The organism is Parablastomonas sp. CN1-191, assembly GCF_049354825.1.
In the GTDB taxonomy this organism is placed as follows: Bacteria; Pseudomonadota; Alphaproteobacteria; order Sphingomonadales; family Sphingomonadaceae; genus Novosphingobium.
This window is the reverse complement of the sequence record NZ_CP186480.1, coordinates 82,824-99,360: the sequence shown is the minus strand read 5'-3', so window position 1 is coordinate 99,360 and position 16,537 is coordinate 82,824. Positions and strand designations below refer to the sequence as shown.

General features: G+C 69.3%; 16 protein-coding genes. 3 read left to right on the top strand and 13 right to left on the bottom strand.

Annotated elements, in window-relative coordinates; translation table 11 throughout:
* Positions 1–14: 14 nt before the first annotated feature.
* The 5 genes from ACOYW6_RS00495 to ACOYW6_RS00475 all read right to left on the bottom strand — a co-directional run bounded on the left by ACOYW6_RS00495 (position 15) and on the right by ACOYW6_RS00475 (position 4,526).
* Positions 15–869, bottom strand: coding sequence for an arginyltransferase (locus ACOYW6_RS00495; protein ID WP_423141882.1), 855 nt, complete (start codon positions 867–869; stop codon positions 15–17).
* 274 nt (positions 870–1,143) lie between these two features.
* Entirely contained in the window at positions 1,144–2,046 is a 903-nt protein-coding gene (locus tag ACOYW6_RS00490) for a glycosidase (protein ID WP_423141881.1), read from the bottom strand.
* A 20-nt stretch (positions 2,047–2,066) separates the two neighbouring features.
* Positions 2,067–2,852, bottom strand: a complete 786-nt coding sequence (locus tag ACOYW6_RS00485; RefSeq protein WP_423141880.1) for an SDR family oxidoreductase — start codon at positions 2,850–2,852, stop codon at positions 2,067–2,069.
* Positions 2,853–2,883: 31 nt separating this feature from the next.
* The gene (locus ACOYW6_RS00480; RefSeq protein ID WP_423141879.1) at positions 2,884–4,128 is read right to left on the bottom strand and encodes a threonine ammonia-lyase; all 1,245 of its coding nucleotides are present in this window, start codon (positions 4,126–4,128) and stop codon (positions 2,884–2,886) included.
* A 23-nt stretch (positions 4,129–4,151) separates the two neighbouring features.
* A complete protein-coding gene (locus ACOYW6_RS00475; RefSeq protein WP_423141878.1) occupies positions 4,152–4,526 on the bottom strand; it encodes a hypothetical protein in 375 nt (124 codons plus the stop codon).
* Between the two features lie 96 nt (positions 4,527–4,622).
* Here ACOYW6_RS00475 and ACOYW6_RS00470 point away from each other — a divergent pair, with 96 nt between their 5' ends.
* Both ACOYW6_RS00470 and ACOYW6_RS00465 read left to right on the top strand, forming a co-directional pair.
* Positions 4,623–5,540 carry an NAD(P)-dependent oxidoreductase gene (locus tag ACOYW6_RS00470; protein WP_423141877.1) on the top strand — a complete coding sequence of 306 codons (918 nt, stop codon included), beginning with the start codon at positions 4,623–4,625 and terminating at the stop codon, positions 5,538–5,540.
* Complete coding sequence (locus ACOYW6_RS00465; protein WP_423141876.1) at positions 5,540–7,201, top strand: amidohydrolase; 1,662 nt, start codon at positions 5,540–5,542, stop codon at positions 7,199–7,201. Before ACOYW6_RS00470 ends, ACOYW6_RS00465 begins: the two co-directional genes overlap by 1 nt.
* Positions 7,202–7,205: 4 nt before the next feature.
* Here ACOYW6_RS00465 and tatC read toward each other — a convergent pair whose 3' ends face one another.
* The 8 genes from tatC to argS form a co-directional block, all read right to left on the bottom strand.
* Positions 7,206–8,003, bottom strand: a complete 798-nt coding sequence (gene tatC, locus ACOYW6_RS00460; RefSeq protein WP_423141875.1) for a twin-arginine translocase subunit TatC — start codon at positions 8,001–8,003, stop codon at positions 7,206–7,208.
* A gap of 1 nt (position 8,004) precedes the next feature.
* Positions 8,005–8,412 carry a Sec-independent protein translocase protein TatB gene (tatB, locus tag ACOYW6_RS00455; RefSeq protein ID WP_423141874.1) on the bottom strand — a complete coding sequence of 136 codons (408 nt, stop codon included), beginning with the start codon at positions 8,410–8,412 and terminating at the stop codon, positions 8,005–8,007.
* Between the two features lie 27 nt (positions 8,413–8,439).
* Positions 8,440–8,760 carry a twin-arginine translocase TatA/TatE family subunit gene (gene tatA, locus ACOYW6_RS00450; protein WP_423141873.1) on the bottom strand — a complete coding sequence of 107 codons (321 nt, stop codon included), beginning with the start codon at positions 8,758–8,760 and terminating at the stop codon, positions 8,440–8,442.
* Positions 8,761–8,829: 69 nt separating this feature from the next.
* Positions 8,830–9,429 carry an SMC-Scp complex subunit ScpB gene (scpB, locus tag ACOYW6_RS00445; protein WP_423141872.1) on the bottom strand — a complete coding sequence of 200 codons (600 nt, stop codon included), beginning with the start codon at positions 9,427–9,429 and terminating at the stop codon, positions 8,830–8,832.
* A complete protein-coding gene (locus tag ACOYW6_RS00440; protein WP_423141871.1) occupies positions 9,426–10,226 on the bottom strand; it encodes a segregation and condensation protein A in 801 nt (266 codons plus the stop codon). Before ACOYW6_RS00440 ends, scpB begins: the two co-directional genes overlap by 4 nt.
* On the bottom strand, positions 10,223–11,230 hold the full coding sequence (nagZ, locus tag ACOYW6_RS00435) for a beta-N-acetylhexosaminidase (protein WP_423141870.1): 1,008 nt from the start codon (positions 11,228–11,230) through the stop codon (positions 10,223–10,225). The genes ACOYW6_RS00440 and nagZ overlap by 4 nt, the downstream gene beginning before the upstream one ends.
* 91 nt (positions 11,231–11,321) lie before the next feature.
* The gene (locus ACOYW6_RS00430) at positions 11,322–12,023 is read right to left on the bottom strand and encodes an SPOR domain-containing protein (RefSeq protein WP_423141869.1); all 702 of its coding nucleotides are present in this window, start codon (positions 12,021–12,023) and stop codon (positions 11,322–11,324) included.
* 2 nt (positions 12,024–12,025) lie between these two features.
* Entirely contained in the window at positions 12,026–13,783 is a 1,758-nt protein-coding gene (argS, locus tag ACOYW6_RS00425) for an arginine--tRNA ligase (protein ID WP_423141868.1), read from the bottom strand.
* 146 nt (positions 13,784–13,929) lie between these two features.
* On the opposite strand from argS, the gene clpB reads away from it, so the two are divergent.
* Positions 13,930–16,512, top strand: coding sequence for an ATP-dependent chaperone ClpB (gene clpB, locus ACOYW6_RS00420; protein WP_423141867.1), 2,583 nt, complete (start codon positions 13,930–13,932; stop codon positions 16,510–16,512).
* Positions 16,513–16,537 lie beyond the last annotated feature (25 nt).

The window sequence follows — 16,537 nt, the reverse complement described above, 5'->3', positions numbered from 1 at the left end:
GGCGCAGGCGCTGCTCAATCGAGGAAGTGGTACTGGCCCTGCCCGCCGGGGGTGCCGTCCTTGCCGCTGCCGTCGAGCGGCAGCGCGTCGGCACGGCGCGCTTCGGCGGCGGCGGCGATGAGAGCGTCCTGCTCCCCTGCGCTGAGCCGCACCCAGCCTTCGCGGCCAAGCTTTTCGAGCGGGCGGTAGCGGACCTTGTACTGCATCCGCGGGCTGCCTTCGACCCAGTAGCCGAGGTAGACGTAAGGGAGCCCGGCCGCGACCGCGCGGCGGATGTGGTCGAGGATGATATAATTGCCAAGGCCCGTCCGCACGCCATGTTCGGGATCGTAGAAACTGTAGATCATCGACAGGCCATCGTTCTGCCGATCGGTCAGGCACGCCCCGACCAGTTTGCCGGGCACGATCCCGTCGCCCGGTTCCCGATATTCGACGACATAGCTGTCCACGGGCGTGTGTTCCACCATGTCGGCGTAATCGATCTCGTCCATGGTCGCCATGCCGCCGCCGGGATGGCGCGCGGCCAGGTAGCGGCGCAGCAGGTCGAACTGCTCGGCCGTCGACCACGGGCGGCATTCGGTGGCGATCAGATCGTCGTGCGCGCGCAGGGCGCGGCGCTGTGCGGTCGAAGGCCGGAATTCCTCGGCGGCGACGCGGACGGAGACGCAGGCCTGGCAATCGATGCACGAGGGGCGATAGGCAACCGTCTGGCTGCGGCGAAAGCCGATCCGGCCGAGCGCATCGTTCAGCGCATCGGCATGGGGGCCCTTGAGTTCGGTAAAGACCTTTCGCTCGGTCCGGCCCGGCAGATAGGGACACGGCGCCGGGCTTGTCACGAAGAACCGGGGGAAACGAACCGCCGCCGTCACTGGAAAGTGCGATCCTTCTGAAGGCAGGCGACGTGCCTGCTGGCCCTGGCCCGCGGACCATGCGCCCGCAGCCTTGCCGTTATGCATCCCGCCAGGGATCGTTGAAAGCGTTTTAACCACGAATAAAGGTTAACCACCGGTTATTTTGCACAGTGGGGCATACCCCTAGGGGTCTGCACCCATGTCGCGGTAACGATCGCGGCGCGGCAGGGGTCCCGGCCAGGTGCGCTGCGTCCCGGCGCGGGACAGGCTGCTGACAGTTCGCGAAGGCCTGTCAGGCGTAGCGGTGAATGGTGGCGCGGCGCAGGATGCGGTCTTCCAACGAGTAATAGAGGTAGATGCGATCCTCCTCCACCAGGCAGGAAGCGGCAAAGGCGATGTCGGTGGCGTCGCGGTGCTCCGGCGGTGGCGGCACCAGCATCGGCTCGATGCCGCGGCCGGTCACGCGTTCGAAATTGGCGTCGAAGGTGATCCAGCCGATCCGCCAGCGGGCGTCGGCGGTGGCGCCGTTGTAGAACATCACCGGGTCGCTGCCGGGCATCTGCACCACCGGGCCGGTCGACAAGTGCCAGTTGTCCCACGATTCAGGACGGACGGCGAACGGATCGTCGACCACGTCCCAGGGCCCGTCCGGCGTGCGTCCGATCGCCATGCCGATGCGCGACGCGTTGTCCCTGGCATATTCGTAGAATAGCCGGAAGCGCCCGTCGGCGCCCTTGGCGATGGTCGCTTCCTTGATGTTGCCCTCGCCCTCGGGCGCCTTGAGGACGACGCGCTGTTCCTTGAGGTCGGTCAGGCTGCAGCCGCGCGCAACCATCATCGACCCTTGTTTTCTCGCCGCGTCGACGCCGGTGTAATAGACCAGCAACTCGTCGCTTTCGGAAATCACCACGGTCGGGTCCTCGACCCCGCCGGCATCGTCGGGCGACGGGCCGGGGGCGATGGCGGGCTCCGGTTTCATCCGGAAGTGCAGCCAGTCGAGCGAGGTGCCCGAATAGATCACCCCGGTCGGATCGGTGGGGCCTAGAGGATTGGGCAGCACCCGCACGAGCAACCGGGCCTCGGCGCCGACCGTCCAGACATAGGGGCTCATCAGGTCGAACCCGTCGAGCAAGCCGTCGGGCTGCGCGTTGTCGAGCACGACGTCGTCGATGCGGATGATGCTGTAGTCGGGCATGGGGCGGCCTTCCGTGATGGTCACGCGCCGAGCGCGACGGTCAGCGACAGCGCACCGTCGATGGTGACCGTCGTGCCGGTGATGTAGTCGGCAGCGGGCGAGAGCAGGTACGATACCAGGCCGGCCACCTCGTCGGCGCGGCCGGCGCGGCCCCAGGGAATCGCCGCTTCCTTGGCCTTGAGCTCGTCCGGGTGATCAAGCGCCGACTGGTTCATCGGGGTCAGGATCATGCCGGGCGCCACGCCGTTGACCGCGATGCCGCGCGGCGCCAGCTCCAGCGCCAGCGTTGCGGTAAGCTGCGACAGCCCGCCCTTGGCACTGTCGTACTCGGCCCCGCCGGCGCGCGGGGCCCGCTCGTGGATCGAGGATATGTTGACGATCCGGCCCCTACCCCCCTCGCCCAGTCCGCGCACGAACCGGCGGCAAGTCAGGAACGGACCGTACAGATCGGCGCGGATCACCGTGTCGAACCGGTCCAGCGTCATGTCGGCGATGGGGATGTTCTTCATGTTGAGGCCGGCGCTGTTGACCAGTAGCGTGACCGGGCGGCCAAACGCCCGCTCCGCCGCAGCGAACAGCGCCTCGACCGCGGTCTCGCTGCCGACGTCGGCCTGGACGGCCAGCGCCTTGCCGCCCGCCCCGCGGATGGTCTGGGCCACGTCCTCGCCCGCGACGCTATCGGCGAAATAGGTCAGCGCGACATCGGCGCCGGCGGCGCCAAGCGCGAGCGCGCAAGCCTTGCCGATACCCGATTCCCCGCCGGTGACGACGACGGTCTGTGCGGCGAAATCCCGGTTTGCGGTCATGCCCGCCCAACGCGCGGGCGCGGCGATCGTTTCAGTTCAGCTCCACCCGGTCGACCGCATAGCCCTTGGCGCGCAGGCTCTCCATCAGCGCCTCGAGCTGTTCCTTGTCGCGGGCCTCGCATTCGATATCGGTGATCAGGCCCTTGGCCGGCAGCGTGGTGAAGATCCGCTGGTGGTAGATCTCGATGATGTTGACCTGGTGATGGTCGAATTCGCGCATCACCTTGAACAGCGCGCCGGGGCGGTCCTGCAGCGTCAGCCGCAGCCGCGCCAGCCGGCCCGAACGGGCGAGATCGCGCAGCAGCACGTTGGCGAGCAGGCGGGTATCGATGTTGCCGCCGCACAGCACCACGCCGACCTTGCGCCCGGCGAACTGCTCAGGCCAGGCCAGCATCGCCGCCAGCCCGGCCGAGCCGGCGCCTTCGACCACGGTTTTCTCGATCTGGAGCAGCAGCGCCACCGCGCTTTCCAGGCTCGCCTCGCTGACCAGCAGGATGTCGTCGAGCAGCCTGGCCAGGACCTTGGACGTGAAAGTGCCCGGCTCCTTGACCGCGATGCCTTCTGCCAGGGTATCCCCGCCGGCAGGAAGCTGCGTGCCCTTCAGCCGGTTGTAAAGCGAGGGGTAAAGCTGCGCTTCGACGCCGATCAGGCCGATCCCCGGCTTGAGCGCGCGGGCCGCGGTGCCCATGCCAGAGGCAAGGCCGCCGCCGCCGATCGGGATCGCCAGCATGTCGATCTCGGGCGCGTCCTCCAGCATCTCCAGCGCGACTGTGCCCTGCCCGGCGGCGACATCAGGATCGTCGAAGGGATGGACGAACGTAAGCCCCAGCTCCTGCTCCAGCTGGCAGGCGTGCGCGTGGGCATCGTCGAACGTCTCGCCGTGGAGGACGACCTTGCCGCCGACCTGCTCGGTCTGCATCACTTTCACGATCGGAGTGGTGCGCGGCATGACGATGGTCACCGGCACGCCCAGCCGCGTACCGTGATAGCTCAGCCCCTGCGCGTGGTTGCCTGCCGAAGCGGCGATCACGCCGCGGGCCCGGCGCTCTTCCGGCAGCAGCAGCAGCGCGTTGAGCGCGCCGCGTTCCTTGTAGGCAGCGGTGAACTGCAGGTTCTCGAACTTGAGCCAGACCTCGGCGCCGGTAATCGCGCTCAGCGTGCGGCTGTAGAGCGTGGGCGTGCGCACGACCGAGCCGGCTATGCGCTCGGCGGCGGCGCGCACGTCGGCAAGGGTCAGGGCTTCGATCGGCTGGTCGGCTGGCAAAGTCGCGGTCATGGCCCGCGCCTAGGGCAAAGCCGCTATTCTGCCAAGGAGCGGCGGCGCGCGCGGACAACCAGCGCGATCGCCAGGATCGCCGCGATCGCCGCGGTGTCTGCAATCCAGTCGCTTAGCTGGCTGTCGCGGTGCAGCGCCGGGATCGCCTGCAAAACCTCGATCAGCGCGCCGAACGCCGACAGCCCCGCGAGTTGGCGCCACGACGCCGCGCGCGGCCAGCCCAGCGACGCCAGAGCCGTCATCACCGCGAAGGCGGTGACATGCGCGAACTTGTCGCCGAAACCGTCGATCGGGGTGCGCGGCGGCATCGGCAGCAGCGCCATCGTCAGCGCGAACAGCGACGCGAGGACGAAAGCGATCCGGGCCAGGCGCATCGGCGTCGTGATCGGCGGGGTCATGCCCGGCCTCCTAGTGGCGCGGGCTGCCGCGGACAAGCGCGCCGGGACCGTTGAAGCGCACTGGCGCTTGGCCGCAAAGCGGCTAAACGAAGCGCCATGACAGCCACTTCCCCCTCGCTTCGCGTCGCCTGCATCGGGCTTGGCGTGATGGGCGGCGCGATCGCGCGTCACCTCGGCACCGCCGGCCACGCGCTGACCGTCTACAACCGCGGCGATGCCCGCCGCGAGGCCTGGCTCGGCGCGAATGCAGCACTTGGCGCCGCGGTCGCCGCGACCCCCGCCGAAGCTGCGCGCGAGGCCGACGTCGTCATCACCTGCGTCGGCAACGACGATGACCTGGCCGACGTGGTCCTGGCCCCACAGGGCGCCTTTTCCACCATCCGCCCAGGCGCGATCTTCCTCGACCACACGACGGTCTCGGCCCGCATCGCGCGCCAGATCGCGGTCGAGGCGCGCGACCGCGAAGTCCACTGCGTCGATGCCCCGGTCACCGGCGGGCAGGCCGGGGCCGAGGCTGGAACGCTGACGGTGATGTGCGGCGGGCGCGAGGACGCGGTCGAGTCCGCCCGCCCGGTCATGGCGGCTTATGCCCGCCGCGTCGTCCACGTCGGCAAGGCCGGCGCCGGCCAGACCGCCAAGATGGCCAACCAGATCTGCATTGCCGGCGTGCTCGGCGGCTTGTCGGAGGCGCTGCGCTTTGCCCAGGCCGCCCACCTCGACCTTGACCGCGTGGTCGAGGCGATCGGCGGCGGTGCGGCGCAATCCTGGCAGATGGACAACCGCTGGGCGACGATGGCCCGCGACGAGTTCGACTTCGGTTTCGCGATCGACTGGATGCGCAAGGACCTAGGCTTCGCGCTCGACGAGGGGCGCGGACTGGGCGTGCCCCTGCCGGTGACCGCGCTGGTCGACCAGTTCTATGCCGAGGTCCAGGCCATCGGCGGCGGCCGCCAGGACACCAGCGCGCTGGTCCGCCGCCTGCCCCGCCGATCCGGCGATCGGGGGACCGCCTGATGCGCCGCGTACTTGCCGCCGCGCTGCTGGCTGCGCTGCCCGCCCCGCTACTGGCCGACACCCTGCTCGACAATGTCGACGGCATGACCACCGACAGGGAAGGCCGCATTCAGCGCTTCGCCGCGGTCCTGATCGGCGATGACGGACGGATCGTGCAAGTCTTCGCGCGCGGCGACAAGAAACCCAAGAAGACCACCTACGCGATCGACGGCAAGGGCCGCTTCGTGCTGCCGGGGCTGATCGATTCGCACGGCCACGTGATGGAGATGGGCATCGCCGCGCTGACGCTGGACTTGTCCGACACGCACACCCTGGCCGAGGCGCTGACCCGCATCGCCGCCTATTCGCGCGCCAATCCGGACCGTCCGTGGATCATCGGGCGCGGCTGGAACCAGGAAGCCTGGGGCCTGGGCCGCTATCCGACCGCGGCCGAGCTCGACGCCGCCGTGGGCGATCGCGCGGTCTACCTCGACCGCGCCGATGGCCACGCCGCCTGGGCCAGCAGCCGCGCGATGGCGCAGGCCGGCATCACCGCCGCCACGAAAGACCCCGCCGGCGGCCGCATCGAGCGCCTGCCGGGCGGCAAGCCCGCGGGCGTGTTCGTCGATGCTGCCAAGGACCTGTTCGACCACGCCAAGCCCGCCCCCCGCCCGGAAGACCGCGACCTGGCGCTGGGCAAGGCGCAGGCGCTGCTGCTGGCCAAGGGCGTGACCGCGATCGCCGACATGGGCACGTCGATCGAGGACTGGCAGGCGTTCCGCCGCGCCGGCGACAGCGGGCGGCTGCAGGTGCGGATCGTCAGCTATGCGCTGGGTGTCGACAACATGGTGCTGATCGGCGGCCCGGGGCCGAGCCAGTGGCTTTACGACGACCGGCTCAAGATGAACGGGCTGAAGCTGTACCTCGACGGGGCGCTGGGATCGCGCGGGGCCTGGCTGAAGGCGCCATACAGCGATGCGCCGGGCCAGACGGGCAACCGGCTGCTTAACGAATCGCAGCTCAAGAACCTGATGAGCCGCGCCGCTATCGATCACTTCCAGATCGCGGTGCACGCCATCGGTGATGCCGCCAACGGCGCCGCGCTCGACGCGTTCGAGGACCTGGCCCAGACGTACAAGGGCGATCGCCGCTGGCGCATCGAGCATGCCCAGATCGTCGATCCTGCGGACATCGCGCGGTTCGGCCGGATCGGCGTGATCGCATCGATGCAGCCGGTCCACCAGACTTCCGACCGCCTGATGGCGGAGTCGCGGCTGGGGCCGCAGCGGCTGGCCGGCGCTTATGCCTGGGCCTCGCTCAAGCGCGGCGGGGCCAAGCTTGTATTCGGTTCGGACGTCCCGGTGGAAGCTGCCGATCCGTTTGCCGGGATCGCCGCCGCCATCAGCCGCCAGGGTCCGGACGGGCAGCCCGCCGGCGGCTGGCAAGCGCAGGAGCGTGTCGACCTGCCGACCGCGCTGGCCGCCTACACCAGCCAGGGCGCCTGGGGCCTGTTTGCTGAGGATCACTTCGGCCGCATCGAAAAGGGACAGCGCGCCGATTTTGTCTTCGTCGACCGCGACCTGTCGGTTTCGACGCCGGAGCAGATCAGGGCGACGAAGGTCCTGGAAACGTGGATCGGCGGCCGCGTAGCCTACGACGCCAGCAAGGCGCCGGCGAAGTAGCGCGTCAGGGCGTGTCGGCGGGGGCTACCGGGGTGCCCGCGTCCCTGGCGGCGCGGCGCTCGCCCAGCCACATGATCGCCAGCGATCCTTCGTACAGCAGGATCATCGGCACCAGCAGCATCAGCTGCGACACGACGTCGGGCGGGGTGATCACCGCCGCCACCGCAGTGATGACGACGATGGCGTAGCGCCGCAGCCCGACCAGCTGCTTGCGCGTGACGATCCCCGCGCGGTTCAGCAGCAGCAGCAGGACCGGCAGCAGGAAGCTGACCCCGAAAGCGAGGATGAACTGCATCACCAGGCTGAGGTAGTCGCCGGTGCCGGGCAGCGCTTCCAGCTTGAGCCCGCCCTTCATGCCCTGGAAGTTGAGCATCCAGCGAAACGCGGTCGGCATGACGACGAAATAGGCCAGCGATGCGCCCGCGGTGAACAGGATCGGCGTGGCGACCAGGAACGGCAGGAACGCCTTCTTTTCCTTGGCGTAAAGGCCGGGTGCCACGAACGCCCACAGCTGGTTGGCGATGATCGGGAAGCTGACGAAGAACGCCGCGAACATCGCCACCTTCAGTTCGACGAAAAACGCTTCGTAAAGCTTGGTGTAGATCAGCCGCCCCTGCCCCGGCGGGAACGCCTCGGTCAGCGGGCGGACCAGGAAGGCGAAGATATCGTCGGCGAAATAGAAGCAGACTGCAAAGGCCACCAGCAGCGCGGCGATACAGCGCAGCAACCGGGTGCGCAGCTCGATCAGGTGGTCGAGCAGCGGCGCCTGGGTCTCGTCGATGTCGCGAAGCTGAAAGACCATGTCAGCGCGCTTCTTCGCCGTCGGGGGCCGGGATCGGCGGCGCCGGCGTGTGCCCGGCCGCCTCGGCAGCAGTTGCTGGCGCCGCTGCAGTCACGGACTCAGGAATCGGCACGGACATAGGCATGGGCTCGGACTCAGCCAGGTGGCTGCCGTCGGGCGAAGGCTCATCCGCCATCGGGTGCGTACGCATGATCGCCTCGTTCTGCTCGCGCCACTTCTTCTCCATGTCCTCGAGCTCGGCCTCGCGGATCATGGTCTCTATGCCTGATCGGAAATGGCCGGAGACGCGGCGGATCTTGCCGATCCAGCGCCCAGCCGTGCGCAGCGCGGCGGGCAAGTCCTTGGGACCGATCACGACGATCGCGACGATCACCGTGAACAGCATCTCGTCCCAGCCGATGTCGAACATGGCGGTGCGCCCTCGCGCCGACGCGCGTCAGGCCTGGGGGGGCGTGGGCGGCGTGCCGGCCGTCGTCGGGGTCGTCGCGCCGGGCACGACCTCTCCGGTCGGCGTCGTCGTCGTCACCGGCGGAGGCACGTCGGCAGCGGGGGCTGCCGCCGGCGGAGGAGTCGTCGGCGGCGTGATCTGGGCTGGCGGCGGCGTCACCGGGCGGTTGGTCGTCTCGTCCGCCATGCCTTCCTTGAAGCTTTTGATGCCCTTGCCGAAATCGCCCATCATCTCGGAAATCCGGCCGCGGCCGAACAGCACCAGCACCACGACGGCGAGGATCAGCAGGTGGGGAAGCGACAAACCCATTCTTCGACTCCATCGGGCCGATAGGGCCCTTGCCGGCTCCAGATAGGCCCTTCCATTACCTTTTGCCAGTCAGTCGGCGCCCTCTTCGGCAGGGCTGTCAGCCTCCACGTCCGCGCCTTCCATTGCCTGGGCCAGCGCGTCGTCGACCGGGTCGAGCAGGCCGGCGGCGCGCAATTCGTCGATCCCGGGCAGATCGCGCCGGCTGGCCAGGCCGAAATGGGTCAGGAACGCCGGAGTGGTCGCGTAGATGACCGGCCGCCCGGGCACATCGCGGCGCCCGGCCACGCGCACCCAGCCGGCCTCCATCAGCACGTCGAGCGTGCCGGACGAAGTCTGCACGCCGCGGATCGATTCGATCTCGGCGCGGCTGACGGGCTCGTGGTAGGCGACGATCGCCAGGACTTCGGTGGCGGCGCGCGAAAGCCGGCGCACGTCCTCGCGCGTGCGGCGCAGCAGGTGGGCAAGGTCGGGCGCGGTCTGGAAATGCCAGCGTCCGCCCCGCTCGACCAGTTCGATGCCGCGGCCCTGGTAGTGCGACGCAAGTTCGCCCAGCGCTGCGCGCACCGCCGCGCCGCCGAGATGAGTGGAAATCGCCTCGGCGGTCATCGGCGCCTCGGCCGCGAACAGCGTCGCCTCGACCGCGCGGACCAGGTCGTCCGGCGCGCTCACGATACCCGGCGCAAGTGCAGCGGCGCGAAGGTCGCGTCCTGGCGCAGTTCGGCCTTGCCCAGCCGCGCCAGTTCGAGCGCCGCCACGAACGACGACGCCAGCGCCGACTTGCGCAGCTTCGGATCGGCATGCGGGGGCAGGAAATCGCGCAGCTCCATCCAGTCGAGATTCACGCCCAGCAGCGACGAGACGCGCGCCAATGCGCTGTCGAGCGTCATCACCATCCGGTCGCGCACCATGTGGACCACCGGCGCGGTGCGCGCCTTGACCTGACCGTATGCCTGGACAAGGTCGAACCATTCGCACTGCCACCGGTTCTTGCGGTCGACGCGAAGGCCCTCGGGCGCGCCGCGCACGAAGGTGTCGCGGCCCAGCCGGTCGCGCCCCATCAGCCGGGCCGCGACATCGCGCATCGCGGCCAGGCGCTGCAGCCGCAGCTGCAGGCGCAGCGCCAGCTCCTCCGGACTGGGATCCTCGGCCTCGTCGCGCGGCAGCAGCAGCGCCGACTTGAGGTACGCCAGCCACGCTGCCATCACCAGGTAATCGGCAGCGAGTTCCAAGCGCATTTCGCCCGCACGCTCGATATAGGCGAGGTACTGGTCGACCAGTTCGAGGATCGAGATCGTCCGCAGATCGACCTTCTGGCGCCGTGCCAGGTCGAGCAGGAGGTCGAGCGGCCCTTCCCAGCCATCAAGCTCGAGATAGAGCGCCGCGTCGTCGGCCTGCTGGGCGGCGCCGGGCCCATCCCAGTCGTCGGCACCCGCCAGCGGCAGCGCGATCGTGGCCGCGGTGGTCACGCCAGCGCCAGCAGCGCGTCGCGCCTGGCGATCAAGGCGGCGCGGTCGCCCGGCGGCGCACCGACGCGGGTGTTCGCCAGCGCGCGCGCCAACCGCTCGGCGGTCTTGGCGCTCATCGTCGGCAGCGCGGCGGCGATACCGATCATGTCGTCCATCTTGCCCCAGCAGTTGAGCGCTATGTCGCAGCCCGCGGCAATCGCCTCGGCGGCCAGGTCGGGCACGCTGCCTTGCAGCGCCTGCATGTCGAGATCGTCGGTCAGCAGCAGCCCGTCGAAACCGATTGCGCCGCGGATGACCTCGGCGATGACCTTCGGCGACAGGGTGGCCGGCTTGTCCGCATCCCAGGCCGGAAAGACGACGTGCGCGGTCATGCCCACCGGGCAATCCTTGAGGGCGCGGAACGGAGCGACGTCGATGGCCAGTTCGTCGACGCCGGCATCGACCGTGGGCAGGTCCTTATGCGAATCGAGCAGGCTGCGTCCGTGCCCGGGTATGTGCTTGATGCAGCCGGCGACGCCGGCGCGTGCCAGGCCGTCAAGAAAAGCGCGGCCGAGCGCGGCGACGCGCAGCGGCTCGCTGCCCAGCGCGCGGTCGCCGATGACGTCGTGCGCGCCCGGTTGGCGGACGTCGAGCGAGGGCGCGCAGTCGACCGTGATCCCCACCTCGGCAAGGTCGCGGCCGAGCGCCTCGGCATTGGCACGGATCGCCTCGATGGCGCTCGACGGCGCGACGTCGTACAAGGCGTCGAAGGCGGCACCCGGCGGAAAGGCCTCCCACTCGGGCGTGTTCATGCGCGCGACCCGGCCGCCCTCCTGGTCGATGCAGATGAAAGTATGCGTCCGTCCGTGCAGCCCCCGCAGTTCGTCGGTCAGCGCGCGGACCTGCGCGCGGTCGCGGATGTTGCGGCCGAACAGGATGTAGCCGGCCGGATCGGCGTCGGCAAAGAAGGCGCGCTCGTCCGGGGTCAGCGTGAGGCCGGACAAGCCGAAGATCGCGGGCGTCATGCGGCGCGGAATCGCAGGAATTCCGCGCCATCGCAAGCGCCGCGGCGCGCGCGGATGTGGATAGGCCGGCCCCGCGGAACGGCCCGCCCGGCTACTTGACCTGGCAGGACACCCCGGCGCCCTTGAGCGCGGAGCACAGCGTCTGCGCCGCGGCGGCATCGGCGGTCACCGCCTGAAGCCGCCAGACGGTGCCGATGTCGGCGCTGGCGCGCACGACGCGGTGGGCGTGGCCGGCAAGGATATCATGCTGCGCCACAAGCCGGGTCCAGCCGGCCTCGGCCGCCGCGGCCGACGAATAGGCGCCGACCTGCACGCCGGGGCCGGTGGCGACGGGTGTATTACTGGCGGACGGGCTGGCGGATGCGCTTGCCGAGGTGGTCAGCGTCGGAGCGGCGCTGGCGGGCGGCGGCGCTTCGGCCTCGGTGGCGAGCCGCGCCGGACGGACCTGCCCGGCCGAAACCGCGTAGCTGGTGTCGCCGGTGCCGGCCATGTCGCGCCCGCCCGGATCGGTGGGGCGCACCTTGTAAGGGGCCGTCGGCGCGCGGATCACCGATCCTTCGGGCAGCGCGGCGGGATGGCGGCCGCGCAGCAGCCACCACGCGGCGCCCGCGATGACTGCGACGATCAGCGCGCCGATGGCCGCGAACACGACCAGCCGCAGCGCGCCGGGGCTGTCGTCGAAATCCTCGTCATCGGTCGATTCCAGCCACGGTAGCCGCGCCTCGCCGCCGTCGAGCTCAAGCTGGCCGGTGTCGAGCGGCGCGCCGTGCGGATCGTCCCAGCTTGCCGCCATCGTCACATCTCCTCGACCGCTTCGACCCCCAGGATCGCCAGGCCGTTGCGTATCAATTGCCCGACCTGCGCGGCAAGGAAAAGCCGCGCGCTCGACAGCGCCGGATCGTCCGCCAGGATGAAGCGCTTGTCGGGCCGGTCGTTGCCGAGGTTCCAGTAGGCATGAAACGCAGCCGCCACCTCGCCGAGGAAGAAGGCGATCCGGTGCGGCTCGCGCGCCGTGGCCGCCGCTTCGACCTGGCGCGGAAACTGCGCGATCAGCTTGACCAGCGCCAGTTCCTCGTCGCCGAGCCGGTCCAGCGCGGCGGGCTCGGGCGCCAGGCCCTCTGCCGCCGCCTTGCGCAGCGTGGAGCGCAGCCGCGCGTGCGCGTACTGGACGTAGAACACCGGGTTGTCCTTCGACGCCTCGACCACCTTGTCGAAATCGAAGTCCATCTGGGCGTCGGGCTTGCGCGTCAGCATCGTGAAGCGGACGACGTCCTTGCCGACCATCTCGACCACGTCGGCCAGGGTGACGAAATTGCCGGCCCGCTTCGACATCTTGAAGGGCTGGCCGCCCTTCATCAGCTGCACCATCTGCACCAGCTTGACCTCGAACGGGGTGGGCTTGCCGCCCTTGTCCTCGTTCAACGCGCCGGTCATCGCCGCGACCGCCGCCTTGATGCGCTTGACCGTGCCGGCGTGGTCGGCGCCCCAGATATCGACCAGCGCGTCGGCGGACTGCGCCTTCTGGAAATGGTAGGCGAGATCGGCTCCGAAATAGGTCCAGTTGCCGTCCGACTTGCGGATCGGCCGGTCCTGGTCGTCGCCGAATTTCGTCGACCGGAACAGCGGCAGCGTTACCGGCTCCCAGTCCTCGGGCGCCTTGCCCTTCGGCGCTTCGAGCACGCCGTCGTAGACCAGGTCGTGCGCGCGCAGCCAGGCCTCGGCCTCGGCCGGCTTGCCGGCGGCCTGAAGCTCTGCTTCGGACGAAAAGACCTCGTGCCGAATGCCCAGCAGCGCCAAGTCGGCGCGGATCATGTCCATCATCGCGGCCACGGCGCGGGCGCGGAACGGCACCAGCCACTCGGCCTCCGGCGCAGCGGCATAGCGATCGCCAAACTCCTCGGCGAGCAGCGCGCCCACCGGCGCCAGGTAATCGCCGGGGTAAAGCCCCTCGGGGATCGCGCCGATGTCCTCGCCCAGCGCCTCGCGGTAGCGCAGGTGCGCGGAGCGCGCGAGCACGTCGACCTGCGCGCCGGCATCGTTGACGTAATATTCGCGCGTCACCGCGTGGCCCGCGAATTCGAGCAGGCTGGCCAGCGCATCGCCCACCACCGCGCCGCGGCAATGGCCCATGTGCATCGGACCCGTGGGGTTGGCGGAGACGTATTCGACGTTGACCCGCGTGCCTGCGCCCATCGCCGAGCGTCCGTAATCGCCGCCAAGTTCGGCGATGGCGCGCAGCTCGTCGGTCCAGACTGCTGGCGCCACCCGCAAGTTGAGGAAGCCGGGCCCGGCCACGCTTGCCGCCGTCACGCCGTTGCGCTTCATCAGTTCGGCGGCCAGCGCATCGGCCAGCGCGCGCGGGTTGGTTTCGGCGGGCTTGGCCAGAACCATGGCGGCGTTGGTCGCCAGTTCGCCGTGGGAGGGATCGCGCGGCGGCTCGACGGTGACCGCGCCGCGCGGCAGGCCGGCCGGCAGCGTACCCGCAGCTTCGAGCGCGTCGAGCGCGGCATGGACGTGGCCGACAAAAGCGGCGTGGAGCGTGGTCTGCGTCATGGCCAATACTTTTCAATAAGCGGTCGGCGGGCCGTTAGACCATCGGCGCGGCGAAGGAAACGGGGCGACCGGGCGCGTCGGCGCAAACCCCTTGTGTTGCCCTTGCGCAACACTATCTCTGCTGGACGACAGGAGGGCTGTTACCGATGAACCTCGAGAAATTCACTGACCGCGCCAAGGGCTTCCTGCAAGCCGCGCAAACCGTCGCCATTCGCATGAACCATCAGCGGATCGGCCCCGAACACATCCTCAAAGCGCTGCTGGAAGATCCCGAAGGCATGGCCTCGGGCCTGATCCAGCGCGCTGGCGGCAATGCCCCGCTGGCGGTCCAGCAGGTCGACCTGGCGCTGGGCAAGATCGCGGCGGTATCGGGTTCGGGCGCGCAGCAGACCCCTGGCCTCGACAACGACGCAGTCCGCGTGCTCGACCAGGCGGAGCAACTGGCGGGCAAGTCGGGCGACAGCTACGTCACCGTCGAGCGCCTGCTGCTGGCGCTCGCGCTGGCGACCACGACCAGCGCCGGCCAGGCACTGAAGGCCGCGAACCTGACGCCGCAGGCGCTCGAAGCGGCCATCACCGACTTGCGCGGGGGCAAGCGCGCCGACACCGCCAGCGCCGAGGAAACGTACCAGGCACTGGAGAAATACGCCCGCGACCTGACCCAGGCGGCGCGCGACGGCAAGCTCGACCCTGTGATCGGACGCGACGAGGAAATCCGCCGCACGGTCCAGATCCTGGCCCGCCGGACCAAGAACAACCCGGCGCTGATCGGTGAACCCGGCGTGGGCAAGACCGCGATAGCGGAAGGCCTGGCGCTGCGCATCGCCAACGGCGACGTTCCCGACAGCCTCAAGGACCGGCGGTTGATGGCGCTCGACATGGGCAGCCTGATCGCCGGCGCGAAGTATCGCGGCGAGTTCGAGGAGCGTCTCAAGGGCGTGCTCGACGAGGTAAAAGGCGCCGAGGGTGACATCATCCTGTTCATCGACGAGATGCATACGCTCATCGGCGCGGGCAAATCGGAAGGCGCGATGGACGCCGGCAACCTGCTCAAGCCCGCGCTGGCGCGCGGCGAGTTGCACTGCATCGGCGCGACCACGCTCGACGAATATCAGAAGTACGTCGAGAAGGACCCCGCACTGCAGCGCCGCTTCCAGCCCGTGTTCGTTGGCGAACCCACGGTCGAGGATACGATCAGCATCCTGCGCGGGCTGAAGGACCGCTACGAGCTGCACCACGGCGTGCGCATCGCCGACAACGCGATCGTCGCCGCGGCCACGCTGTCCAACCGCTACATCGCCGACCGCTTCCTGCCCGACAAGGCGATCGACCTGATGGACGAGGCGGCTTCGCGCATCCGCATGGAGGTGGAATCGAAGCCCGAGGAGATCGAGGTCCTCGACCGCCGCATCATCCAGCTCAAGATCGAGGAAATGGCGCTCGCCAAGGAAAGCGATCAGCCATCGAAGGACCGGCTGGCGGCGCTGTGCGAGGAACTGGCCAGCCTTGAGGAGCAGAGCGCCGGGCTGACCGCGCGCTGGCAGAACGAGCGCGACAAGATCGCCGCCGAGGGCAAGATCAAGGAGCAGCTCGACGCCGCGCGGCTGGAACTGGAGCAGGCACAGCGCGCCGGCGACCTCGCCAGGGCGGGCGAGCTTTCCTATGGCCGCATTCCCGAACTGGAGAAGCAGCTGACCGAGGCGCAGGGCGCCGACACCTCCAACATGCTGCTGCGCGAGGAGGTTACCGCCGACGACATCGCCGGGGTGGTCAGCCGCTGGACCGGCGTGCCGGTCGACCGCATGATGGAGGGCGAGCGCGAGAAGCTGCTCAAGATGGAGCAGGTGCTCGGTGCCCGCGTGATCGGACAAGCCGACGCCGTCACCGCGGTGTCCAAGGCCGTGCGCCGGGCGCGCGCAGGCCTGCAGGACCCCAACCGTCCGCTTGGCAGCTTCCTGTTCCTGGGCCCGACCGGCGTCGGCAAGACCGAGCTGACAAAGGCGCTGGCTGGTTTTCTGTTCGACGACGATTCCGCGATGGTCCGCATCGACATGAGCGAGTTCATGGAGAAGCACGCCGTATCGCGCCTTATCGGCGCGCCGCCGGGCTATGTCGGTTACGATGAAGGGGGTGTTCTAACCGAAGCGGTTAGGCGCCGGCCTTACCAGGTCGTTCTCTTCGACGAGGTCGAGAAAGCCCATGCCGATGTCTTCAACGTGCTGCTGCAGGTGCTCGACGACGGGCGCCTGACCGATGGCCAGGGCCGCGTGGTCGATTTCACCAACACGCTGATCATCCTGACGTCGAATCTGGGCAGCCAGTATCTCGCCAACCTCGACGAGGGGCAGGACGTCGCCACGGTCGAACCGCAAGTGATGGAGGTCGTGCGCGGCCATTTCCGGCCCGAGTTCCTCAACCGGCTGGACGAAATCATCCTGTTCCACCGGCTGGGCCAGGAGCACATGGGGCCGATCGTGACGATCCAGGTCGAGCGGGTGTCCAAGCTGCTCAAGGACCGCAAGATCAAGCTTGCGCTGTCCGACGCGGCCGAGCGGTGGCTGGGACGGGTGGGCTACGACCCGGTCTACGGCGCGCGCCCGCTGAAGCGCGCGGTGCAGCGATATCTGCAGGATCCGCTGGCGGAGAAGCTCCTGGCCGGCGAGATCCCCGACGGCAGCACGGTGACCATCGACGAGGGCGACGGCGGCCTGACCTTCAAGGTCGGCTGACGGCGGCCCGACAGACGGCGCGGGA